Source organism: Ulvibacterium sp. (assembly GCF_965248315.1).
In the GTDB taxonomy this organism is placed as follows: Bacteria; Bacteroidota; Bacteroidia; order Flavobacteriales; family Flavobacteriaceae; genus Ulvibacterium.
The window spans coordinates 3,190,370-3,211,934 of sequence record NZ_CBDFIX010000002.1 but is presented as its reverse complement, the minus strand read 5'-3'; the positions used below and the strand labels follow the sequence as shown (position 1 = coordinate 3,211,934).

General features: G+C 41.6%; 16 protein-coding genes. 4 read left to right on the top strand and 12 right to left on the bottom strand.

Going from position 1 to position 21,565, the window contains the following annotated elements; translation table 11 throughout:
• Positions 1-10: 10 nt before the first annotated feature.
• Both ACP2AF_RS15380 and ACP2AF_RS15375 read right to left on the bottom strand, forming a co-directional pair.
• Positions 11-2,113, bottom strand: a complete 2,103-nt coding sequence (locus ACP2AF_RS15380) for an elongation factor G (RefSeq protein WP_425237035.1) — start codon at positions 2,111-2,113, stop codon at positions 11-13.
• A 127-nt stretch (positions 2,114-2,240) separates the two neighbouring features.
• Positions 2,241-2,900: a class I SAM-dependent methyltransferase gene (locus tag ACP2AF_RS15375; RefSeq protein WP_425237034.1), complete on the bottom strand. Its 660-nt coding sequence runs from the start codon at positions 2,898-2,900 to the stop codon at positions 2,241-2,243.
• Between the two features lie 167 nt (positions 2,901-3,067).
• Here ACP2AF_RS15375 and ACP2AF_RS15370 point away from each other — a divergent pair, with 167 nt between their 5' ends.
• Both ACP2AF_RS15370 and ACP2AF_RS15365 read left to right on the top strand, forming a co-directional pair.
• Positions 3,068-4,549, top strand: coding sequence for a hypothetical protein (locus ACP2AF_RS15370; RefSeq protein WP_425237033.1), 1,482 nt, complete (start codon positions 3,068-3,070; stop codon positions 4,547-4,549).
• Positions 4,550-4,556: 7 nt separating this feature from the next.
• Positions 4,557-5,165, top strand: a complete 609-nt coding sequence (locus ACP2AF_RS15365) for a hypothetical protein (RefSeq protein ID WP_425237032.1) — start codon at positions 4,557-4,559, stop codon at positions 5,163-5,165.
• A 711-nt stretch (positions 5,166-5,876) separates the two neighbouring features.
• Here ACP2AF_RS15365 and ACP2AF_RS15360 read toward each other — a convergent pair.
• The 4 genes from ACP2AF_RS15360 to ACP2AF_RS15345 all read right to left on the bottom strand — a co-directional run bounded on the left by ACP2AF_RS15360 (position 5,877) and on the right by ACP2AF_RS15345 (position 9,453).
• Positions 5,877-6,566: a protein-L-isoaspartate(D-aspartate) O-methyltransferase gene (locus tag ACP2AF_RS15360; RefSeq protein ID WP_425237031.1), complete on the bottom strand. Its 690-nt coding sequence runs from the start codon at positions 6,564-6,566 to the stop codon at positions 5,877-5,879.
• A gap of 99 nt (positions 6,567-6,665) precedes the next feature.
• Positions 6,666-7,157: a DUF4251 domain-containing protein gene (locus ACP2AF_RS15355; protein ID WP_425237030.1), complete on the bottom strand. Its 492-nt coding sequence runs from the start codon at positions 7,155-7,157 to the stop codon at positions 6,666-6,668.
• Positions 7,158-7,307: 150 nt separating this feature from the next.
• Positions 7,308-8,099: a hypothetical protein gene (locus ACP2AF_RS15350; protein ID WP_425237029.1), complete on the bottom strand. Its 792-nt coding sequence runs from the start codon at positions 8,097-8,099 to the stop codon at positions 7,308-7,310.
• A 106-nt stretch (positions 8,100-8,205) separates the two neighbouring features.
• Positions 8,206-9,453 carry a T9SS type B sorting domain-containing protein gene (locus ACP2AF_RS15345; protein ID WP_425237028.1) on the bottom strand — a complete coding sequence of 416 codons (1,248 nt, stop codon included), beginning with the start codon at positions 9,451-9,453 and terminating at the stop codon, positions 8,206-8,208.
• Positions 9,454-9,773: 320 nt separating this feature from the next.
• On the opposite strand from ACP2AF_RS15345, the gene ACP2AF_RS15340 reads away from it, so the two are divergent.
• Both ACP2AF_RS15340 and ACP2AF_RS15335 read left to right on the top strand, forming a co-directional pair.
• The gene (locus ACP2AF_RS15340; RefSeq protein ID WP_425237027.1) at positions 9,774-10,403 is read left to right on the top strand and encodes a GntR family transcriptional regulator; all 630 of its coding nucleotides are present in this window, start codon (positions 9,774-9,776) and stop codon (positions 10,401-10,403) included.
• Positions 10,404-10,656: 253 nt separating this feature from the next.
• Entirely contained in the window at positions 10,657-10,800 is a 144-nt protein-coding gene (locus ACP2AF_RS15335; protein WP_425237026.1) for a hypothetical protein, read from the top strand.
• Between the two features lie 21 nt (positions 10,801-10,821).
• Here ACP2AF_RS15335 and ACP2AF_RS15330 read toward each other — a convergent pair whose 3' ends face one another.
• The 6 genes from ACP2AF_RS15330 to ACP2AF_RS15305 form a co-directional block, all read right to left on the bottom strand.
• Complete coding sequence (locus ACP2AF_RS15330; RefSeq protein ID WP_425237025.1) at positions 10,822-13,458, bottom strand: hypothetical protein; 2,637 nt, start codon at positions 13,456-13,458, stop codon at positions 10,822-10,824.
• Positions 13,459-13,770: 312 nt separating this feature from the next.
• Positions 13,771-16,431, bottom strand: coding sequence for a TonB-dependent receptor plug domain-containing protein (locus tag ACP2AF_RS15325; protein WP_425237024.1), 2,661 nt, complete (start codon positions 16,429-16,431; stop codon positions 13,771-13,773).
• A 141-nt stretch (positions 16,432-16,572) separates the two neighbouring features.
• Positions 16,573-17,661: an amidohydrolase family protein gene (locus ACP2AF_RS15320; protein WP_425237023.1), complete on the bottom strand. Its 1,089-nt coding sequence runs from the start codon at positions 17,659-17,661 to the stop codon at positions 16,573-16,575.
• A gap of 14 nt (positions 17,662-17,675) precedes the next feature.
• Positions 17,676-18,305 carry a nucleotidyltransferase family protein gene (locus ACP2AF_RS15315; protein ID WP_425237022.1) on the bottom strand — a complete coding sequence of 210 codons (630 nt, stop codon included), beginning with the start codon at positions 18,303-18,305 and terminating at the stop codon, positions 17,676-17,678.
• A complete protein-coding gene (locus ACP2AF_RS15310) occupies positions 18,305-19,315 on the bottom strand; it encodes an XdhC family protein (RefSeq protein WP_425237021.1) in 1,011 nt (336 codons plus the stop codon). The genes ACP2AF_RS15315 and ACP2AF_RS15310 overlap by 1 nt, the downstream gene beginning before the upstream one ends.
• 64 nt (positions 19,316-19,379) lie before the next feature.
• Complete coding sequence (locus ACP2AF_RS15305) at positions 19,380-21,557, bottom strand: DUF5916 domain-containing protein (RefSeq protein WP_425237020.1); 2,178 nt, start codon at positions 21,555-21,557, stop codon at positions 19,380-19,382.
• Between the last annotated feature and the right edge of the window lie 8 nt (positions 21,558-21,565).

Here is a 21,565-nt window from a genome sequence, read left to right as displayed (position 1 = left end):
TTTCATTGCATTATGAGCTCACCAATTGTTTTTGGACATTGGTAGGTACAGATTGAAACGACGAAAATACCGAAGTAAACGTTGCCTTACCCTGCGTCAAGGAACGCAAACTCGTAGAGTATCCATAAAGCTCGGCCTCCGGGGCATTGCATTTTAGAATCTGATAGCGATCTTCGCTGTCTATGCCCAAAATAACCGCCCGTCTGGATTGTAAGTCGGTCATGACATTGCCTACCATATCCTCAGGAACCTTGATGGTCAATTCTCGAATAGGTTCCAACAATTTGGGCTTGGCATTCATAAATGCTTCCTTAAAGGCGTGGGCCCCTGCAATTTTAAAGGAGATATCGTTGGAATCCACCGAATGCATTTTACCGTCGTACACCATTACACGGATATCCGTTACATAGCTTCCCGTTAAAGGCCCGGACTCCATAGTTTCCTGTATCCCTTTTTTTATGGAAGGTAGATACCTCAAATCGATTACTCCTCCAACGATACAGTTATAAAAGATGAGTTTACCGCCCCACGGAAGCTCTTCCTCTTCCTTACCTCGAATGTTGAAACCTTGGGGTTCCGGCATACCCTCGATCCAAGGTTCTATTTTTAAATGCACCTGGGCAAATTGTCCAGCTCCCCCGGATTGTTTTTTATGCCGATAATTGGCGGTGGCGGCCCGTTGAATAGTTTCCCTATAGGCTATTCTAGGCTTCTCAAAATGGGCCTCTACGTCATAGATGTTTTTTAAGGTCCAATCTATGGTAGCCAAGTGTAATTCCCCCTGGCAACCCAATATTTGCTGTTTTAACTCACGGGAATATGAAATTATGGCAGTTGGATCCTGGCTATTGATTTTTCGCAAGGCATCCGTAAGTTTCTCTTCCTCGTTCCTTTTTACGGCCGAAACCGCTTTACGGGTTCGGGACTCGGGATAGGCAATTGGCCTAATGGTTATGGGAGTTCCTACTTCGTGCAAGGTGTCGTTGGTCTCAGTATACTTTAAACGCAATGTAGCACCGATGTCCCCAACGGCCAATCGGGAAACGGGCTCCCGTTTTTTGCCATCCATAATAAAGAGTTGATGGAGAACCTCCGTTTCGCCATTTCTGGCATTTACTAATTTTTCGTTGACTCTTACATCACCGGATTTTACCTTAAAAAAAGTAATCTGACCTAAATTGGGTTGATAAATGGTCTTAAAAATAAACAACGAGGTCGGGGCCTCATTGGTGCGCTCTATGGCTTGTCCTTCTAAGGTCTGTTCCGGTTTTAAGTCTGCCGCTGCCGGGGCCACATTGTCTATAAAACCCATAAGACGCCCACTTCCCATATCTTCAAGAGCCGATACACAGAATACGGGGAACAGCTCGTGGTTCAACATACCGGCTTTGATACCCTGCCGCATTTCATCTTCATTCAGTGTTCCCTTATCAAAAAACAATTCCATCAACTCTTCATCGTTCTCGGCAGCTTTCTCTACCAATTCATTGTGTAAATGGTTGGCAAGTGCTTTTTCGTTTTCCGGGATAGGATGTTTTTCAGGTTTGCCACCTCCTTTTGGAAACTTGTAAAGCTTCATTTTAAGCACATCTATTATGCATTGTGCCCCATCTATTCGAATTGGGTATTGGATCTTTACAGCATTTTTTCCCACCAACTCGGTGATGCTCCTAAAGCTATCTTCAAAATCAATACCCGCATGGTCTATTTGGTTTATGACAAAGACGGTAGGTTTGTGATAATCCGAAATATAGTTCCAGATAATTTCCGTACCTATTTCCACCCCGTTTTGGCCGTTTAGCACGGTAACAATGGTATCCGCCACGCGAATGGAAGAAATGATCTCACCAATAAAATCGTCTAATCCGGGAGTATCTATGATATTTATCTTATAGTTACGCCATTCGGTATGTAATGGCGTAGCAAAGACAGAAGCACCCCTTTCATGTTCTATTTGATGATGGTCGGATACCGTGTTCTTGTTTTCAACGGTACCCCGTCGGTTAATTAATCCGGCTTCATATAACATGGTCTCTGCCAAGGTGGTCTTTCCACTTTGGTGGGCCCCTACAAGCACAATATTTTTGATGTGTTTATGGTCGTATACCTTCATTTTGGATGGTTTATGGGTTTATTTTATAAAACTAAAAATGTATGGATATGGAAAACATGACTTTTGTTAGCTTTCTCAATGGAGGCTAGCCCCAAACTAAAAACCGGAGCTTAGGCCAATTACTTCATTACAATGCCCCGGAAACACCTACCAATATCCACATGGGCTTATCCTTATCTTCCTTCCAATCCCCAAAATCGGTGATCTCCTTACGTATTGAAAATCCTGCCTCTTCCAATTCCTTTTTTACATATTTCGGGGATAAGGTATGCGCCTTGGTCTGTTCTTCACGACTTTTGCCCTTTTTATGGGTTTTCAATTTCTCAAGAATGAGGATACGGCCACTGGGTTTTAAGGCTCTTTTTACATGGAAAAGCACTTTGGCATAGTCTTTCATTTCGTGATAGGTATCCATGATTATGACAGCATCCAATCTATTTTCAGGTAGCTTTGGGTCATCTTCTTCACCGTGGATTACGGTTACATTTTTAATCTTTTCCTGTTTCAGGTGTTCCCTAAGGTTTTCCAGCCGATAGCTTAGGATATCTACTGCATAGACGCTACCCGTTTTACCCACTTTCTTTGAAAGGTGAAAGGTTAGGTATCCTTCATGGCAGCCCACATCCGCAACTTGATTTCCTTCTTCGATTCCCGCCAATTCAAAAATAGTTTGGACATCCATCCATGTATTACGTTCATCCCATTCATCTGGGGTATATTGCCCAAATACTTGTGCTAAACATAAGGTAAACAGCAGGATGCATAACAAGGAACGTAGTCCAGACATACCTCTAATATACCAAATACAGCGCAAAAAGCCGTCTAAAATTCTCTTAATTCGATACCGTTTGTCGATTAAATAGGTAATATAGGAGCATGGAATCAATCGCGGTTGGTAATTTTCGTAGTTTTATTTGTTTCGCAAAGTGCTACAAGTCTAAAAATGAATTGCTTTTGAAGAGAAGTCATATTTTATTATCCCTGTTTTTTGTGTGCATCGCATGTTCATGCTCCAGTGACAATATTGAACCCTTTGAACCTAATCCCGACCCTGACAATTCTGACAATCCAGCTCAAAACCCTGATCCGAATCCCGACCCAAATCCTGATCCAATAATTGAGGTTACCGCAATTCCTGATCAAATTCAAAGGAATGGGGATGCAAATGCAGGCCGAGAATATCTTATTTCCGGAGATTACATGAGTTCTGGAATTCCATATGATGCCTTTCTTACAGGTTTTGGGGAGGACAATACAAACCTTTTGGGCCGAACTGGAGACAATACCATCATACCATATGATTACACTGCTGTAACTGCTCCAAACGGCGTTCGTATTGTTGGCCCCAATTGTATGCAATGCCATGCTGGAAGGATCAACGGAGAATTCGTTTTAGGTCTCGGTAGCCATGACAGCGATTTCACGATCAACAGAAGTGACAATGTTACTCTTTTAAACTCGGCCATCTCATTTCTCTATGGAGGGCAGACAAGTGACGAATGGGCTGCATACGAACAATTTAGAAGAAGTATCGTAGCTATAGGCCCAAAAACTATTACCGAAACACGGGGCGTAAATCCGGCCGATAAGATTACTCAAGTATTGATTGCCCATAGGGATAAGAATACTTTGGAATGGATGGATGATCCCTATGTGGAAGTTGGGGACGAGGTTATTCCGACAGATGTGCCCGCTTGGTGGCTGCTTAAAAAGAAGAATGCCATGTTCTATCACGGTATAGGACGGGGAGATTTTTGTAAATCCTTCATTGGCTCTAGCTTATTGACTTTGACCGATAGAACTAAAGCTGAAGAAGTGGACGAAAAGATGGCAGATGTACTGGCCTATATTTATAGCTTGGAGCCTCCAGCCTACCCTTTTTCGATAGATTCCAAATTTGCCGAAGAGGGAAAAGTTATTTTTGAAAATACATGTTCAAGTTGTCATGGAAATTACGGGAGCAGCCCCACCTACCCCAATTATATGGTTTCCTTGAATTCCGTAGGAACCGATCCGGAACTTTCCAATCATTATAGCTTATCTTCCACTACAAATGATTATTTTATGGACTGGTTCAATACCGGATGGTTCGGGACAAGTCCGAATCCCTTGGAAATTGTTTCCGAAGGAGGGTACATTGCACCCCCTTTGGATGGGATTTGGGCCACGGCACCTTATTTTCATAACGCTTCCGTACCCACTTTGGCAGATGTGCTGAATAGTGCGGATAGACCAAAATATTGGAGCAGGTCATATGATAATACTGATTACAATCAGTTAAAAGGTGGATGGAACTACACGACCGAAAATTCCAAAGTAGACAAAAATACCTATGACACTACCTTAAAGGGATATGGTAATCAAGGACATACTTTTGGAGATGAACTCACTGATATCGACAGAGCTGCGCTCCTGGAATATTTAAAAACATTATAAGGCCAAGATGAAAATACTGCATTACGGATTAATTTATCTTTTTGTTCTTCTTCAGGCTAATGCCCAGGAAAAACCGATTAAAATTATAGTCGAAGAAATACCGAATCGTCTTGCTTTTTACGCTGTAAATGAAAACGATCAGGCCTTTGATGCTAAACTAACTATTACAGGAACCAACTTTAGACAAAGTAGGGCCACTCCCAGATTTACTAGAGTACCTGCTACATCCAAGGTGCATATGAAGACCATTATCCTTATGCGTGGAAAAAAACCTTCATATACATACGATTTGGAGGTAAATGATAGCCTTTCCAAAAGGGCCCTCCGCAAACCTGCCAAAAAAATCAAGATTAGTCCAAAGAAACAGATAGTTGTATACGTTCCCAAAAGCTGTCTTAGTTGTGATAGTCTAATCAATCCGCTGAACGATGGACCTTACAAATTTACTTTTCACAACCTAGAGGAACAACCCGAAATTGCGGAACAGCTTAACAGATCTCTTGCCAATAGTATAGTCCTAGACTCCCTAGAAACACCTATTGTTAATTTAGGAGGTAGATTGTATACGAAAATCGAAACCTACGACCAGCTTATCGAAGCACTGGAAAAGGAATAACATTCCTATTTGGTGTTAAATTATAATCTTATCGTGCTTTCCCTCTTTCCATGTATCTTTTTTTCTTTTTAGAAAGTAAAGTAAAGATTGTTTTAATTACCTGATATTTAGTTTCTTAAAAAGATGTGGGTTGACCATTGCCCCAACTAAATGTTAAAACTTCTATAAAATAGTACCTTTTATAACATAGTACTGTAACAAAAAATATTTTAGGTCGTCTATTAGGTGTAAGTCAATCTAAAAACAATCATCCAATGAAAAGGTTACATCAACATTTAGTAAGACCCAAAATATATTTCACAGTAGGGTTTGGCTGGAATACCGACCGACTATATCATGAAAAAAATAAAAAGGAAACAACAACAATTAAAAACTAGAAATTATGAAAGCATCCATCAACAAAACAGCAACAGAGTCTAAAACATTCCATTACTTTTCTTCCTTTAGGGACAGCAAAAGAGTAAAATGGGCAGAGTACAGAAACTTTACACGCTAAAAGCGATTAAAACAACAACCAATTCATCATCAAAAAACAAGAAATCATGAGAGCTTCGTTTATCATAAAAAACCCAACAGAATCCAGAAAAAATTCATTCTTTTCCACGTTTAAGGACAGCAAACGTGTCCGTTGGGTAGCTTACAGACATTACACCTATTAATTGAAGACGTTACGAACATAGCTTAGGCGCAATTAAATTGCGCCTTTTTATTTTATTTCTCTTTTTTTCGAGTAAAAGGAACAAAACGAACTGCCATTAAATTTTTGCGTTTTACTTTCCCCTTCCTTTTTGTAAGCAAAACCAAATGCCGTATCCCCTGGTGGGGACCTACTGGAATAATCATTTTTCCACCTTCCCTAAGTTGTTCCGTCAATTTGGGCGGAATCTGCTCTGCGCCTGCGGTTACCATAATACCATCAAAGGGAGCCTTTTCGGGCCAACCGTAATACCCATCCCCTATTCGTACCTCGACGTTGTTATACTGCTGTTCTTTCAATCTTTTCCTGGCGTTATGACCAAGCTTTTGAACAATTTCCATGGTATAGACGGAATCAACGATTTCTGCGAGTACCGCGGCTTGATATCCTGACCCTGTCCCTATTTCCAATACTTTATGATCTGGTTGGAGTTCCAGGACCTGGGTCATATAAGCAACGATATAAGGTTGGGAGATGGTCTGCCCCTTGCCAATGGGCAATGGACCATCGGTATAGGCCACTTCCCTCAGATTTTGGGGGACAAATTGATGCCTTGGTACTTTTAGCATTGCCTCCAATGTAGCCTTGTCCGTAATATCCCTATTTTGTAACTGAACCTTTACCATATGCTCTCTTTGGGCCTTAAAATCAATTTGGGCCAAAGTAGTTTCCATGGAGAGGGAAAGGACAAAAACAAAAAACATTTGATACATTCTCGTAGGGATACTGTTTGTCTAATTGAAGTTATTTCAAAACTGCGAGATAAAAAAATGAAGCTTAAGCTTTGGAACGATAGGCAAAAACTATTCTAACGAATCATCGTCCAACTCCCGTATTACACCATTATAGGTGATACTGTTTCTATGTGAACCCTTGACGACAACCATAGCCGATTTTGATTTTGTTATGAACAACGTAAAATTGAACCGCTCATCGGAGTTTTTGGTGTTAAAGGTTACTATAATACCTTTACCATTTTTCTTTGTTTTTACCTTGTAGTCCCTAATTTCCGAATCAAATTCAATAGCACCACCTTCTCCATAACCCCCTCCCAAACGCATTTCTCCAAAGTAGGGAAGGAATCCCAAGGTACTATCCTTTTCAATTCTTACATAGTTATCTATGGCGACAATACTTATGCTGGGTAAACCCAATGGAGATGCTCGATTGGCATCAAAAACAAAATTTTTTGAATCTACTAAACTTTTAACGGCATCAAGACGTTTATGGGGTTTGTCCTGGGCAAAAGTACCATGGGTAGCAATACAGAAGATTAGCAAGAGTAAAGCTTTCATTTTCATACCTATACTTTTGAATTGTAAAATCTACATAAATCATTCCAAACTAAACCGTTCTTACCTCTCAAAGGTATTCCTTTTACCGTAAAACAAAATGCCCCGGTCTATACGTTGACCGGGGCATTATATTTTTAATAAAATCTTTACTTAATCCTTTAAGGAAATATCCTCTGTGGTTCCATCCGGATAGGTTACAGTTGCCTTGTCGTCACAACTTCCATCGCCAAAATCTATGGCTACGGCCAAGCCGTTTTTATCCACGGTCATACTTCCCTTGTTGAGATATTCACATCCAAGGTTCCCTTCCAAAGTAGTCCCTACGGCCACTTTATAGGTATTGCCATCCAGTTGAAGCGTCCAATTCCCTGAAATCGTGAATACGCTTTCAGCTAAATTTTGGCTAAATACATAACCCAGTGTTTTCGTCCCATTTTCGGCAATAACCGAATCATCCGCCATAGTAATTGTCATATCACTGGTTACGGAAAAGCTAACACTATTGCCTTCGGAATTTCCTGCAAGACCAAAACTTCTTGTACCATTCAGTTTTATGTCCCCCACATAAAAATCGGTGTAGGTAGCCGTGAAGGAAGCAGATTCGTTTTCGGTAGCATAAACGATACTCAACGTTCCATTTACGTTTTCCGTGCCGTTAAGTACGCAATTGTTGAAAGTAACGTTAAACCCCGTTTCGTTATAAGTAGCGGAATAGCATTCCTCATTTTTGGAAGACTTGGCACTATTACCCATATATAGTTCGGAAATTATGCTATCGGCAGCACTAGATACATCATCGGTTTCCAAAATAGTTTTTACCTCGGCTTGGGTAAATTCCAGATCCTGGGCATTTTCATCGGAATCGTTACTACAGCTTACAGCAAATAGTGCTACTGTGCAAAATAAGGCATAACGTTTGCCCAAATTCATCAACTTGTTCATTTCAAAAGATTTAGGGTTATACCACCTAAAAACGTAAATGAAGTCCTTTTAGTATGTATGGTTAACCGTCACCTTTAAAATCGATACCAATGATGGGGAAACAAAGCTACCTTTTTAGGGCAAAAAAGCCTTTAAGGGATGGGCCATTGGTCAACTCAACGGAATACCAATAGGAATCGCTAGGCAGATTCCTACCATTAAAGGTGCCATCCCAACCCTGATCCGGGGAGAGTTGTTTTATCAACTTTCCAAAACGATTGAAGACCGAAATGTTTTGAATGGAAACATCAGGAGAAGAGCCCACGATCCAGGTGTCGTTGAAGCCATCATTATTGGGAGTGAAGAAACGAGGTATGAGTTCATTGACTATTTCAGGATCTGGATCTGACCCTACAGTAGTAAAAGATTGAATAGGGCAATTTTCGGACTCCAAATTCCCTTTATAGGGCACCACCAAAACATAGATTCTCGTTCCTTGGGGAAGCTCCCCATTAAACGAATAGTTGGTTGTTCCCCTTAAATCTAATACATTCACAATATCCGTTCCCCTAGGCGTAGTGCCCACCGAAAGGGTATATCCATCAACACCACTCACCGCTTCCCATTCTAAGGTTGTGTTTGTGGGGACGGCATTGGAGCCATTACTCGGCTCCACCAGTTGCGTACAATCCGGCAATGGTGGACCGTCTCCCGTTGTAAATGAAATGGGCTGACAGCCCATGGCTGCACCTCCCGCATTGTATGGGATTATGGTCACAAAATATCGGGTTCTCGGTTTAAAATCCGGAGGTTTTGCATTGGTCCCGTTTCCTACATCCACTTCATCCCAAACTACAATCCCGTTCAAATCTCTTTCATAAACGGTCATTCGATAGCCGGTTGCGCTAAAATCCCTAATCCATGTAATATTGGCCGTAACAGATACTAATACATCTCCATTAAAAGGGTTAATTATTTCCGTGCAGGATGGCGGGTCAACTTGTCTGGTCATAAAAGTAACTGTCTGACAACTACCGTTCAGCCCTTGATCGTTGTAAGGAATTATGGCAACATAAATTTCTTGAAGCCCCGGCAAGCTAGTATTCTCAAAACTATATTCTGTTTCATTGCCCACGTTAACATTGTCCAGAATATCACGCCCACCAAGAGAAGTTCCTGCCAAAATTACGTAGCCCGTCGCCGTTGGGGATGCATCCCATTCCAGGTCCGTAAATACGGACACATCCATTTCACCTGCTGCAGGAAAGGTCAATTGAGTACATGTAGGAACCTGGCCAATGCCTATATAACCAAAAACAAGGCAACTGGTAACGGCCCAAAACCATGGGCGAAAACATTTTCCGGATATTTTCATAGCACTCTTTCCTCAGGATTGCAAAAACTAGTTTTAAAAAATGTGTTATTACAAATATTGTATTTGTCTACCCACAAATAATAAACCGGTCTTCTCTACCCTATCATTAAATATAGCGAAAAAAATGGAGTTGGCTTAAAACGAAAGACCCTGATACCCTTTTGAGAAACCTTCATGGTTATTTTCCTCAATGTATGTACGATTTTAATGAACTACAATGATTGCCTTTGTCTTCATTTTTAGTACCAGGTGCATACCATTCCTGCTGATATTTTAAAAAGAGCGTTAAATCGTATACGATTTAGTATATTTGTCGTCGTATGCAAAAGCAAATTGTAAGAAACTTGGTAAAGGAACATCTTCTCAAGAAGATGCGCGAAGGGAAGTTGAAAATAGGCAAGACCATCAACCTGGCAGCTGTTGCTCGAGAACTCCAGGTAAGTGTTACCCCTATTCGAGAAGCTCTTTCCCAATTACAACAAGCGCAAATTATCAAAGCTGTACCCAACCGGGGTTTTGTCATAGCTCAATTGAATCGGGAAGAAGCCAAGGATTTGTACGAGTTGGTAGCCAATTTAGAGGAGATGGCACTTGAAAATTCTGTTTTCGATGAAAATGCCATACAAGGATTGAAGCGACAACAACAAGTTTTTGAAAGTACCACCAACCCTTTGTCCAGAATTAATGCAGATTTGGAATTTCACCGGCTATTGACCAAGAATTATCCAAATGTACTTACAAGAAATATTCTTCACGATTTAAGAACCCGGATATTTTTCTATGAAAAAGCACTGATGTCCGATGAATCCTATTATACGAAAGCGGATAACCAGCACGAAGCTATTATATCGGCGATTGAAGAGAACAACGTGCCCACTGCGGCCCTATTGCTTAAGATGAATTGGATGTTGATCCTGAACTATATTCAAAAGCGTTTGTTGACCGCTTAGCAATCTTCCTATTTTCAGACTTATAGCTCATCCTTTCTTGAAGTACTTTTTTAGACCATAATTTAGTTTAGGGAGTCCTTGTATTTCCATTGGGTAATATTGGAATACTTGAATATCATAAAGTTTTGATAAATGACAAAAGAAAAAAAAGAGCGCTCTGTAAATTTGCCCAAGGAACTTGAATATATTTAAAAGCGAGACAATAGTTTATATCCTTTGAACGTTTTTGTCTTACCTATTAAATTGAATACCCATGAGCTACTTATCCCCTCAAATCGAAATCCTGGCCAAAAAAAAGAAACAGGATGAAAAATCCTTGATCAAAAAAGAAAATTCTTGCGGTATTTTTCAAGACTACGGCGATTTAGAAGATGTTTCAGAAAAAAGTAAGCGATAGGTATTTTATAAATGCCCACCCTTAGTCGTGCACTTCTAGGGTATATTGACCCATTGTTACCCTGCCATCCCGTGTTATTCCTTCGACCTTAACAAGAAATGTTCCCGTAGTATCACCTGTATAGAATTGTATAGGAGGTTGATGGCTATCCTCTATCCTAATGTCCGGTTTCCAAAATAGGGTGGTCCTGTAGTCCAAGCGTTGATGATCAGGTCTAACAGAGCTATAATCCGGTGAAAAAAATTCACGGGCCGTGTAGAATCCGGGAATTATGCCTTCTGGAGATTGTGGCACATTGGTCGGTGTACTTCCTTTGGATAATTGGGATTTTGTGACGATAACAATAACCCCATTGTATCCCCTAAGTCCATAGATTGAAGCTTCAATACCCCGTAAAACATCAATATACAGGATTTCCGAGGCATACATATTTTCGACATAATCAAAATTCACTTCACCACCATCAACATAAAATAAGGGCATGGTAGGTGAAGACGGTCTATTATAAGGATCTCTTACAGGATCTCGCATTGGTGGATTTAGATTATTGTTTATGCCGGATAAACCCCTTATTTTGGGTACCCCATTCATCATGAACACCCCTGGGGCCTCTGCTATAAGATCCATCGCTCTCTTACCTGCTATTCCTACAGAATCCGGCATAAGCCTAATCGTTGCATTTCCGTGAAGTGTACTGGACTCGATTTCCTCGATCCTCTGCTCAATCCTCGTTTTCTTTGGGGCACTTACCTCCACCTCTTCCAATTGGGTAATGGTGGGATCATAGGAGAACTCCGCACTTTTTTTGCGATAGGCCTTGGTCAAATATTCTTGGACATTCTTTATTCCTTGCAAGGTATCCGTAGGACTAGTCACATCTTTAGATGGTCCTTTTGAAGTAGGCCTTATACGCACTTTTTTTGTTCTCCTAACCTCCGGTCGGGACCATGTCTCACCCATATAGATCGAAACTTCTTCTTTTTTCTTTCTCGATTTTACATTGGCCTCAACAATTTCCAAGTAGGTTTCCGTGCCATTATCGATTTCATAGGGCCCAAAACTGAAGCGTCCTTGCTGGTCCGTAGATTTTTCCTCGATCACTTTCAAGGCGGGAATCCTCAACGACACTTTGGATGCCTTGCGGGCCTTTGGATTTCCCGTCAATGCCGTAAACCCTTCTATAAGCGTACCCATGGCTTTCTCCGGAATATATGTAGTTTTCTGTCCTTGGGTGTCGTCCAAAAAACTGTTCCATACAAATCTGCGCCAACCATGGGTAAGCATAAGGGCGTCCAATACATATTTTCTTTCCCTGGAATCGTTTTCAAAGAAGTAGCTTGCGTCCTCCACCGAATTCCCCAAATCGGAATTGAGCAATAACCAACTTTTTATGTTTGTATCCGCCATAGGTCGCGGTAGTTGGTTGCTCCCGGTGACCACGGACAGCGAGAAATCACCTTTTAATCGCGTCCTGTTTGTATCAAGGGCGTTTAAGTCCACAGTGACCATTTCACGTGGCCCATAGGTTCGGGAATCGGAAGAAACCTCCAATTCCACACTATTTTGGGGATGGTCTATAAATACGAGTCGCTCACAAATGGGCTTCCCGCTTCCCGTAAACAATGTAAAATGGGCTACCCCATCAAAAAGGCGGTCGGTACTGAGCTTTACGGAATAGGAGGTGGCATCTTCGGTTCCGCCTAGCCTTTCAAAAAAGATATCCCCTCTAAAATGGCCTATCAAAAGGGTTCCTTCCAGTCCTTCCTCGCTATTTGTGGAGACGTTCACAATGAGATGATCCCCATTGTTCCGTATACTAAGTACATAGCCTTCGGGCAGGGCCTTTGGAATCGGAAATCGATATTCCTTTCCACCGTACAGGATCACGGCCTCATAATCCTTATCCGCTTCGGGAACAAACGTAACCTTGCCCAGACCCGCTTCATAACTTTTAAAGAAACCGGCCGTATTGCCCTTCCCATCTTGAATGGTTCCTTCCAATGCCAATCCATTACCATGGGGATCCGTTGCCTTTATCCCCATAACACTTGTAAGACCTGCTACCAGATATCCCCCTTCCGGGAAAAACTGTACTACGGGATTGCCACCGATCGGTGTCTTTGTAGCCCCTGGATCATTGCCTGCCAGATTGCCATTGTAATCCAGACTCGGATTTTTATAACCCCCAAACTCCTGGGCATATACGGGAATCTCCTTTTGGAATATCGTGGGCTCCCTTTCATTCAACATGTATTTGGTATAGGCCCGTATTAAAAGATTGCCGTTTTTTATATTGATGGGAATTTTAACGGAACCCTGTGCGCCCAACCCTTCCACGATCAATTTTTGACGTACGATCAAAGTATCGTCCCCGTTCCATAGCTCCACATAGACCACCTCGCTTTTCTCGCTTACCTTATGAAGTATACCATCTACCAAATAAGCTTTGTACCAAATGGTTTCTCCGTTGGTATAAATGGATTTATCCGTATGCAGGTAAACCTTTTCGGGGCTGTGCCTCATAGCGTAAGTCGCTAATTTTCCCAAGGTTTTGTTCCTTACCGCATTTTCCCCGGTCTGCGCAAATCCGTTACCAATCGCAACAACGCTTATTGCCAGGAGATATCTTTTTAAGAAATAGCAGAATCTCATATTCATAGGCCTGGTTAAATGGTTCCGTGTTCTATAGGTAAGATACAAATTTCCATGCTATTTTTCGTACACCGCCAAAGGAAAAGGAGCTTGTTCGATCCAATGATGAATCAAAGGCATTCCTGACCATTTACATTGGTGTTTTTTTGTGTGCAAGTCCAAACTAAACTTGCAACAAAAGCATCGTGTTAATTATACTTTGCAAAGTAGTAGCAACCCAATTGCTTTCCTCGGCACCCATTCCCCGGATAGAAAGGGAATGGCGGGTGATAACGCGCAGGGCAAAAACAGCTTTACCGGCTTACTGGCCGTATGAATCTAATTTTGCACTTCAAAAATCTTTTGGCCTACAACGGCCCTACCATCCTTGGTAATTCCTTCTACCTTTATAACAAAGTTGCCAGTAGTATCACCTGTATAAAATTGTATGCGTGGTTGACGGCTATCCTCTATCCTAATGTCCGGTTTCCAAAATAGGGTGGTCCTGTAGTCCAAGCGCTGATGATCAGGTCTAACAAAGCTGTAATCCGGTGAAAAAAACTCACGGCCCATATAAAAGCCGGGAATTTTAGTTTCCGAGTATTCGGGAACATTGTTTTGGGCACTTCCTTTGGATAATCGGGATTTTGTGGCGATAACAATAACTCCATTGTATCCCCTAAGCCCATATATCGAAGCTTCAATACCCCGTAAAACGTCTACGAATAGAATTTCCGACGCATCCATATGTTGTATATAGTCCAAATTTACTTCACCACCATCAACAAAAATCAGGGGTGTGGTGTTGGATGGGGTGCTTCCTGGAAAGGATTGCTGTGTTGAAAAATTAAGTTGACTACCTACTCCCGACAACCCCCTTATTTTAATAGCTTGCTCAGGTTTCACACCACTTATGGTCACCCCAGGGGCCCGCCCTATCAGGTCTATGGCGCTCATCCCGGCCGTACCCGTGGAATCCGCAAAAAGTCTGATGGTTGCACTTCCATGAAGTGTCTTGGACTCTATTTCCTTGATCCTTTCCTCGGTCCTTGTTTTCTTCGGGGCGCTTACCTCTACCTCTTCCAATTGGGTAATAGTGGGGTCATACGTGAAGTCAATGCTCTTTTTTCGATAGGCCATTAACAGATATTCTTGGACATTCTTTGTCCCTTCCACGATATCTGTAACGTGGCCTCCATCTTCAGCACTTCTTGCCTTGCGTTCGATCGGTAATTTCTTTTTCCTTTTAACTTGGGGCAGGGACCATCCCTGACCCATAAAGATGGAGATTTCTTCTTTTTTCTTCTTCTTCTTGGACTTGGTCTTAGTATCCACAATTTCCAAATAGGTTTCCGTGCCATCATCGATTTCATAAGGCCCAAAACTGAAGCGTCCTTGCTGGTCCGTAGATTTTTCCTCGATTACTTTCAAGGCGGGAATCCTCAACGACACTTTGGATGCCTTGCGGGCCTTTGGATTTCCCGTCAATGCCGTAAACCCTTCTATAAGCGTACCCATGGCTTTCTCCGGAATATATTTAGTTTTCTGTCCTTGGGTGTCGTCCAAAAAACTGTTCCATACAAATCTGCGCCAACCATGGGTAAGCATAAGGGCGTCCAACACATATTTTCTTTCCCTGGAATCGTTTTCAAAGAAGTAGCTTGCATCCTCAACCGAATTCCCTAAATCGGAATTGAGCAATAACCAACTTTTAATATTCGTATCGGCCATTGATTCCGGTAACTGGTTACTTGTAGTTACCACAGATAATGAGAAATCACCTTTCAATTGGGTCCCGTTCGTATCAAGGGCACTCAAGTCCACAGTGACCGTTTCCCGTGGCCCATAGGTCCGGGAATCGGATGAAACCTCCAGTTCCACACTATTTTTGGGATGGTCTATAAATACGAGTCGCTCACAAATGGGCTTCCCGCTTGCTGTAAACAATGTAAAATGGGCTACCCCATCAAAAAGGCGGTCGGTATTGAGCTTTACCGAATAGGACGCGCCATCTTCCGTTTTACCTAACCTTTCAAAAAAGAGGTCCCCCCTAAAATGGCCTATCAAAAGGGTTCCTTCCAGTCCTTCCTCGCTATTTGTGGAGACGTTCGCGATAAGGTGGTCCCCATTGTTCCGTATGCTGAGCACATATCCTTTGGGCAGGGCCTTTGGAATCGGAAATCGATATTCCTTTTCCCCGTACAGAATCACCGCCTCATAATCTTTACCCGCTTCGGGAACAAAGGTAACCTTGCCCAGACCCGCTTCATAACTTTTAAAGAAACCGGCCGTATTGCCCTTCCCATCCTGAATGGTTCCTTCCAGTGCAAGTCCATTTCCTTGTTGACCTACAGTCTTTACCCCCATAACACTGGTAAGTCCAGTGACCAAATGTCCACCCTCAGGGAAAAAATTGATTATAGGCCGGTTGTTTTCTGAATATGGGTTTGAAAGCTTTCGACTATCGCCCCTAAATTCCTTGTTTTGATTAGCATCCGGATTCTTATAATCCCCAAACTCCTGGGCATATACGGGAATCTCCTTTTGGAATATCGTGGGCTCCCTTTCATTCAACATGTATTTGGTATAGGCACGTATTAAAAGATTACCGTTTTTGATATTGATGGGAATTTTGATGGAACCTTGCGAGCCCAACCCTTCTACGATCAATTTTTGACGTATGATCAAAGTATCGTCCCCGTTCCATAGTTCCACATAGACCACCTCGCTTTTCTCGCTTGCCTTATGAAGTATGCCATCTACCAAATAGGCTTTGTACCAGATTGTCTCTCCATTGGTATAAATGGATTTATCCGTATGCAGGTAAACCTTTTCGGGGCTGTGCTTCATGGTATAGGATGCCAGTTTCCCTAAGATTTTTTTATGGTACGGATTTTCCTGGGTTTGGGAATACCCATATAGCATGGAAAAACACATTAAAATTAAAAATGATGTATTCTTGAAATCATGCATTGCGGTTGCCGATCGTACTCCGGTCATATAACAAATACTTTTAGAACTTCGATTTTAATGTTTACTCCCCAAAAGTGCTACTGTAATTTCGGCTTCGGGGTTATTAATACAAGTTAACCATCTTTTTCTTTCAAAAGAGCTTTGGGATCGTTAAGATTTTATAAAAACTTATTCGTTGGGAAACAGGCTTTTGTCCATTCCCGGAATTAGCTTTAAGGCATTTTTATAATACACCTTTTTTAGTATTTCATCCGAAAGATCCAAACCGTACATGGACCAAAAGGCATGGTATTTCTTATAATAGGGAAAGTATTCATCATCAGTCTCCAAAACCCTAAAATAGGTGGGAAATTCATCAGGATTCCAAGCATCCTTTCCAAAAAGGATGCGATTTTGATATTTGGTAAAGAACTTTTTCGCATTCCGTGGTTGCCTTCCCAATTCTTGGATAACGGCTCCTATTCCCACATACATGTTAGGTATTTCATCCAAAAGTTTACCTAATTTACTCAAGTTGTTGGCATACCAGCCCATATGGGCATTTATAAATTTAGTATTAGGGTGTTTCTTGAACATACGATGCTGCTCATCTATTATTTGCTGCCAAGGGGCCGGATCGGTATCGGAACGTTTTCTTCCCGGACGTGTCTTGAGTTCCAACCATCGTTCATTTCTACTCCCCATTGGCGCCCAAAAAGGTTTTGGATCGGCGGCATGTATCAATACTGGGATTCCCAATTCCCCACACTTGGCCCAAATGGGATCTAAATGTGGGTCGTCAATCGCGAGACGGTTGCCATTAACATCCTTGTTTCTTAACCCGAGACTTTTATAAACTTTCAATCCTTTTGCCCCGGCTTTAACATCCCTTTCCAATTGAGCCACCGCATTTTCGGTCCATCCCTTTCCCCCAGCCCCATCAAAATCCACATTGGCAAATACCACAAAGCGATTGGGATAATTCTCAGAAACGTTGTCCAACATGCGTTGCAATCCATTCCCCGAGCCACCACTAAGATTTACCATAATGGCCATATTCATTTGATCCATGAGATTTACTAGATTGGACAGATTTTGGGAGCCCATGCGAAATTGGTGACTATGCACATCTATAAAGGGGAACTTCGCTTTTTTGATTTTGGTTTCCGGTACCACCAAAGTAGAAGTGGGGTTGTACTCTTCAAACCCCATATCTTGTGAAACGAGTGGGATACAAACAAAAAATGAAAAGACAAGAAAGAGTAGTGATTTCTTCATGTTTAGAAGTGAATTTAGTCCAGGTTTAATTGTGCGTTTCTAATTTTAATCAGTTTTTGATAATCTTCCATGGTGTCGATATCCATTGTTTTGCCTGACGGACCCAGCAAAAAGGTATCGTTTTTGAATTTTTTTATGATTTGTTTCGCCCCGCTATCTTTATTAAGTTGTGCTAAGTTTGAAAAATAGTGCCTATCAAAAATAGCCGGGACTCCTACACCTTTGTCATATTCGGTTGCGATTATTCCCTTACCTGAACCTTCATACGTTTGAATCATTTGGCTTACATATTCAGCATCTATTAGAGGTTGGTCACCTAGTAAAATAAGAATAGCCTTGGTACTCTGCCATATTTTTTGAATGAAATCCACTCCATAGGCAATGGAAGAGCCAAGGCCAACCTTCCAATTCTTGTGAAAAACAAACTGTACGCTTTTGTTGTGAGCGCTATGGGCTTGGATTTCTTCTGCATTTGCTCCTAATACCACTACTACATGATCCGGACAGAACATCAAAGCATTTTTAATAACAGAATCTAACAAGTTGGCTCCGTTCCATGGCAAAAGTTGCTTTGCAGTTCCCATTCGGCTTGATGCCCCCGCTGCCAAGACAAGGATAGCAATATTCTCAACGGTCTTCCCCATTAGCTATGTATAGATCCTTGCTTTTTCCTTAAACTTATGGGCTTTTTCCCCCGAACCACGGATAAAACTTCGGCAAGTATGGCTATGGCTATTTCCTGGGCTGTTTCCGCGCCGATGTCCAGACCCGTAGGGCCATGAATATCTTCTATAAAGTCTTCATCAATTTCAGGAAGTCTTTCTATCAGTTCGGCCAGTAATTTTTCACGTCTTTCGGAAGGACCCAATAGACCCAAATATGCTGGACGAGTTGCTTTCAAAACCATTAAATACTTCAAATCTTTTACATAACTGTGGGTCATGATTACAATTGCCGTTGTTTCATCAATACTGCTAACCGAAAGGGTTTCCGGTTCAATGGTAAGTAATTCTTGGGCTCCGGGAAAATCCCCGAGACGTTTTTCCTCGGATGGGGGTGCCACAATGGTTACTTCCCATCCCGTTAATGAAGCATAAGAACAAAGCTGTACGGCATCATGTTCGGCCCCGATAATCAATAATTTAAAACAAGGAGTCAGCTTTTGTTCAAAAATTTGGATTTCTCCTTTTTTTTGAAGTCCATCTCTAAAGGGCAATGTAGCGCTACCAATTTGTAAAACCGACCCAAGGTGATGATCTATCATATCTCTTTCCTCAAAATAGGATAACATTCTAAAAGACGTCCGGTCCTTTAGTACTTTGAAAAATTGATCTAGAAATTCGGATGATGGTAGAAAAGGTTCGATAAGAATGTACAAAATCCCCTCACAACCCAACCTATAGCGACCATCATAGGTCATAACTTTTGGAATCTGTGTCCTGAAAACGCTATCGGATTGTCTAAAAACCTCCTTTTCAACACAGCCTCCGCTTACCGCCCCGATCATTTTGCCATCTTCCCTGATCAACATGGAGACCCCAGGTCGTCTATATGATGATCCCTTTAAGGCGACAACGGTAGCCAATACTGTTTTTATACCTTTGGCATCGGCCTCTCTATAAGCTTCAACGATTTTTTTTAATTCGTGCGTCATTAGGACTCCAATATATCAAAAAATAAGACCAGTAAGATTTGGTTTAACAAATTGTTACGGCACTTTATCTATTGAACCAATAGGTAAACTTTAAGGTAAGTGCCCAATTTCTACCTTCAAAAGGTTCAATGAAATAGTTATTGGTATATACCAGAAATAAATCCGAAGCTGGGCTATATCTCCATTGGAACCTTGAATTCACATTCAAGTTTTTGGATTGTTCGTTGTACTGGAACAAATTGGCAAAGAATATTTTGTTCGTAAACGTGATGTCTATTTCAGAACCTATTAACCAAAATTCATTGGTATTCCAAGGAGCTGGTAATCGAATATGATTATAATTTAAATTGGCACTTAAACTTACATAGGGTTGAAAACGATACCCCAATTCCGTTGAAAGACTGGTTCGGTTTCCATCAAGATAATATCCGCCCAATCTACCATCAAAGGAATAGGTAAAAAGACTCTGGGGTCTTGATGCGAATTCCCAACCAAAAGCATTCCACCTATGTTTTGTGCCTGTATCAAGTTCGGCTATTCCCAATCGCGTGGGGTCAAAAGGGTCTAGAAGCTCTACATAATCATCTGAGATAAAGAAATTTAGGCTGCTCCGGTTGCGAAAGTCGATCAGATATTCCAAGAATGTAGTGTGATCTGTTTGCTTAAAACGTTCATTAAAAAAATAGAAAGCGTTCAATCTTGGACCGTGACTTACAATTTTGCCACGTTTGGGAAAGAAAAGATAGCCCAAATATGAATTGAACTTTACATATCCTGTCCTAGGTACAAAACCTACTTCGGCCGTATATTCCTCGCCTACCCATTCTTCCTGAATACGCCAGTTCCATTTTCGGCTTTTATACTCCAAATGGGCAGCTTGGGTAACCCCGTTACCCACTTGTGAAGGGGCAAAAGATTGTAGAAAAAAGGCCTTGCCGTTCCACAAGTTGTTGGAAGAGGCCAAATTGTACTCTACCCCCAAGTTTCTATTGAATTTGGGGAACTGTGTTCTTAAGGAATCGGAATTATTAAGGTAATTGAAAGACTGTTTGTTTACAAACATTAGCCCGATACTGGACCTGCTAAAAACCTTTCGCTGCAAGGTTACCAGACCAAAGTTCTGACTTGGGAGGCCCGTGGCATCAACACTCGCCGTCTGCATATCCATAATTCCAAGTCGCCAATTATTGTCTAGGTTGCCACTTACCCGTGCGCCTGCCCGTATGGGCACCCCCAACCCGATACGTCTGGAAAAAAAAGGTCTAATGGTGGGGTAACCAAAATCCGCAAACAAGTCACTGTTCTCCAAAAAGAATTGACGGCGTTCCGGGAAGAACAACTCAAAACGATCTAAATTGGTAACCTGTCTATCCACTTCAACCTGTGAAAAATCTGGATTTACGGTAAGATCTAGATTTAGGGAGGATGTTAGACTAAATTTGACATCCCCACCGATTTTGGCATCAGTTTCAGTGTTGCCATCAGCTTCAAGGTCGCGTTCCACTGTCCCCAATACATAGGGAATTATGGAAAAATTCGTTCTAGGAGCCGGTGGTGGTTTGTCCCATACCAAGGTTCCTGTATAAGCCAATGAAGCTGTCGGAAACTGTCTGGGGATGGGTGTCCAACTTGATTTTTCACTGGACTTCAAATCCAATCGACTAAAATTGATACCCCATTCGGTCACCCCATCCTTATAGCGAATGGACTTAAAGGGCAAAGCCATTTCAAAAACCCATTTTTCTTCGTCCCTAGTAACTTCGGACACCCATTTGGTGTCCCAATTTAAATCTACACTTCCTCCAGCGAACATGGTACCATCCCATTGCGCACCCGCCGCATTGGAACCGAATGAAAATCCGGTCGTTTGATTATTGAAAGGGTCTATAAAAAGTAAAAAATTATCGTTCTTGCCAAAGGAAAAGTCGCGACGTAAGGATTCCACAAAATTGGTTCCTTTGGTGCTATTGTAAAAAGTGGCCAATAAGTAAATGTTCCTATCGTCATAGGTCATACGGATTTCAGATTTTTCATTGGCCTTGTCCGTATCCATGGGCAACACCATGAAGAAATCCTTGGCTACATCAGCAGTTTCCCAAGCGGCATCATCACCGATACCATCAATAGTTATGGGTAGCGTCGTTTCTTTGATGTAATATCGATATGACGCATTCTTTTTTTGTGCGTTTGAAGTAAATGCAATACAAAGTATTGCAAAACAGCTAAGGAACTTATGTATCATTGATTTGG

What these genes read in the sequence shown, in the direction of transcription:
- ACP2AF_RS15380 (WP_425237035.1), bottom strand. Translation starts at nt 2,113, where the DNA reads ATGAAGGTATACGACCATAAACACATCAAAAATATTGTGCTTGTAGGG.
- ACP2AF_RS15375 (WP_425237034.1), bottom strand. Translation starts at nt 2,900, where the DNA reads ATGTCTGGACTACGTTCCTTGTTATGCATCCTGCTGTTTACCTTATGT.
- ACP2AF_RS15365 (WP_425237032.1), top strand. Translation starts at nt 4,557, where the DNA reads ATGAAAATACTGCATTACGGATTAATTTATCTTTTTGTTCTTCTTCAG.
- ACP2AF_RS15360 (WP_425237031.1), bottom strand. Translation starts at nt 6,566, where the DNA reads ATGTTTTTTGTTTTTGTCCTTTCCCTCTCCATGGAAACTACTTTGGCC.
- ACP2AF_RS15355 (WP_425237030.1), bottom strand. Translation starts at nt 7,157, where the DNA reads ATGAAAGCTTTACTCTTGCTAATCTTCTGTATTGCTACCCATGGTACT.
- ACP2AF_RS15350 (WP_425237029.1), bottom strand. Translation starts at nt 8,099, where the DNA reads ATGAACAAGTTGATGAATTTGGGCAAACGTTATGCCTTATTTTGCACA.
- ACP2AF_RS15345 (WP_425237028.1), bottom strand. Translation starts at nt 9,453, where the DNA reads ATGAAAATATCCGGAAAATGTTTTCGCCCATGGTTTTGGGCCGTTACC.
- ACP2AF_RS15340 (WP_425237027.1), top strand. Translation starts at nt 9,774, where the DNA reads ATGCAAAAGCAAATTGTAAGAAACTTGGTAAAGGAACATCTTCTCAAG.
- ACP2AF_RS15335 (WP_425237026.1), top strand. Translation starts at nt 10,657, where the DNA reads ATGAGCTACTTATCCCCTCAAATCGAAATCCTGGCCAAAAAAAAGAAA.
- ACP2AF_RS15330 (WP_425237025.1), bottom strand. Translation starts at nt 13,458, where the DNA reads ATGAATATGAGATTCTGCTATTTCTTAAAAAGATATCTCCTGGCAATA.
- ACP2AF_RS15325 (WP_425237024.1), bottom strand. Translation starts at nt 16,431, where the DNA reads ATGACCGGAGTACGATCGGCAACCGCAATGCATGATTTCAAGAATACA.
- ACP2AF_RS15320 (WP_425237023.1), bottom strand. Translation starts at nt 17,661, where the DNA reads ATGAAGAAATCACTACTCTTTCTTGTCTTTTCATTTTTTGTTTGTATC.
- ACP2AF_RS15315 (WP_425237022.1), bottom strand. Translation starts at nt 18,305, where the DNA reads ATGGGGAAGACCGTTGAGAATATTGCTATCCTTGTCTTGGCAGCGGGG.
- ACP2AF_RS15310 (WP_425237021.1), bottom strand. Translation starts at nt 19,315, where the DNA reads ATGACGCACGAATTAAAAAAAATCGTTGAAGCTTATAGAGAGGCCGAT.
- ACP2AF_RS15305 (WP_425237020.1), bottom strand. Translation starts at nt 21,557, where the DNA reads ATGATACATAAGTTCCTTAGCTGTTTTGCAATACTTTGTATTGCATTT.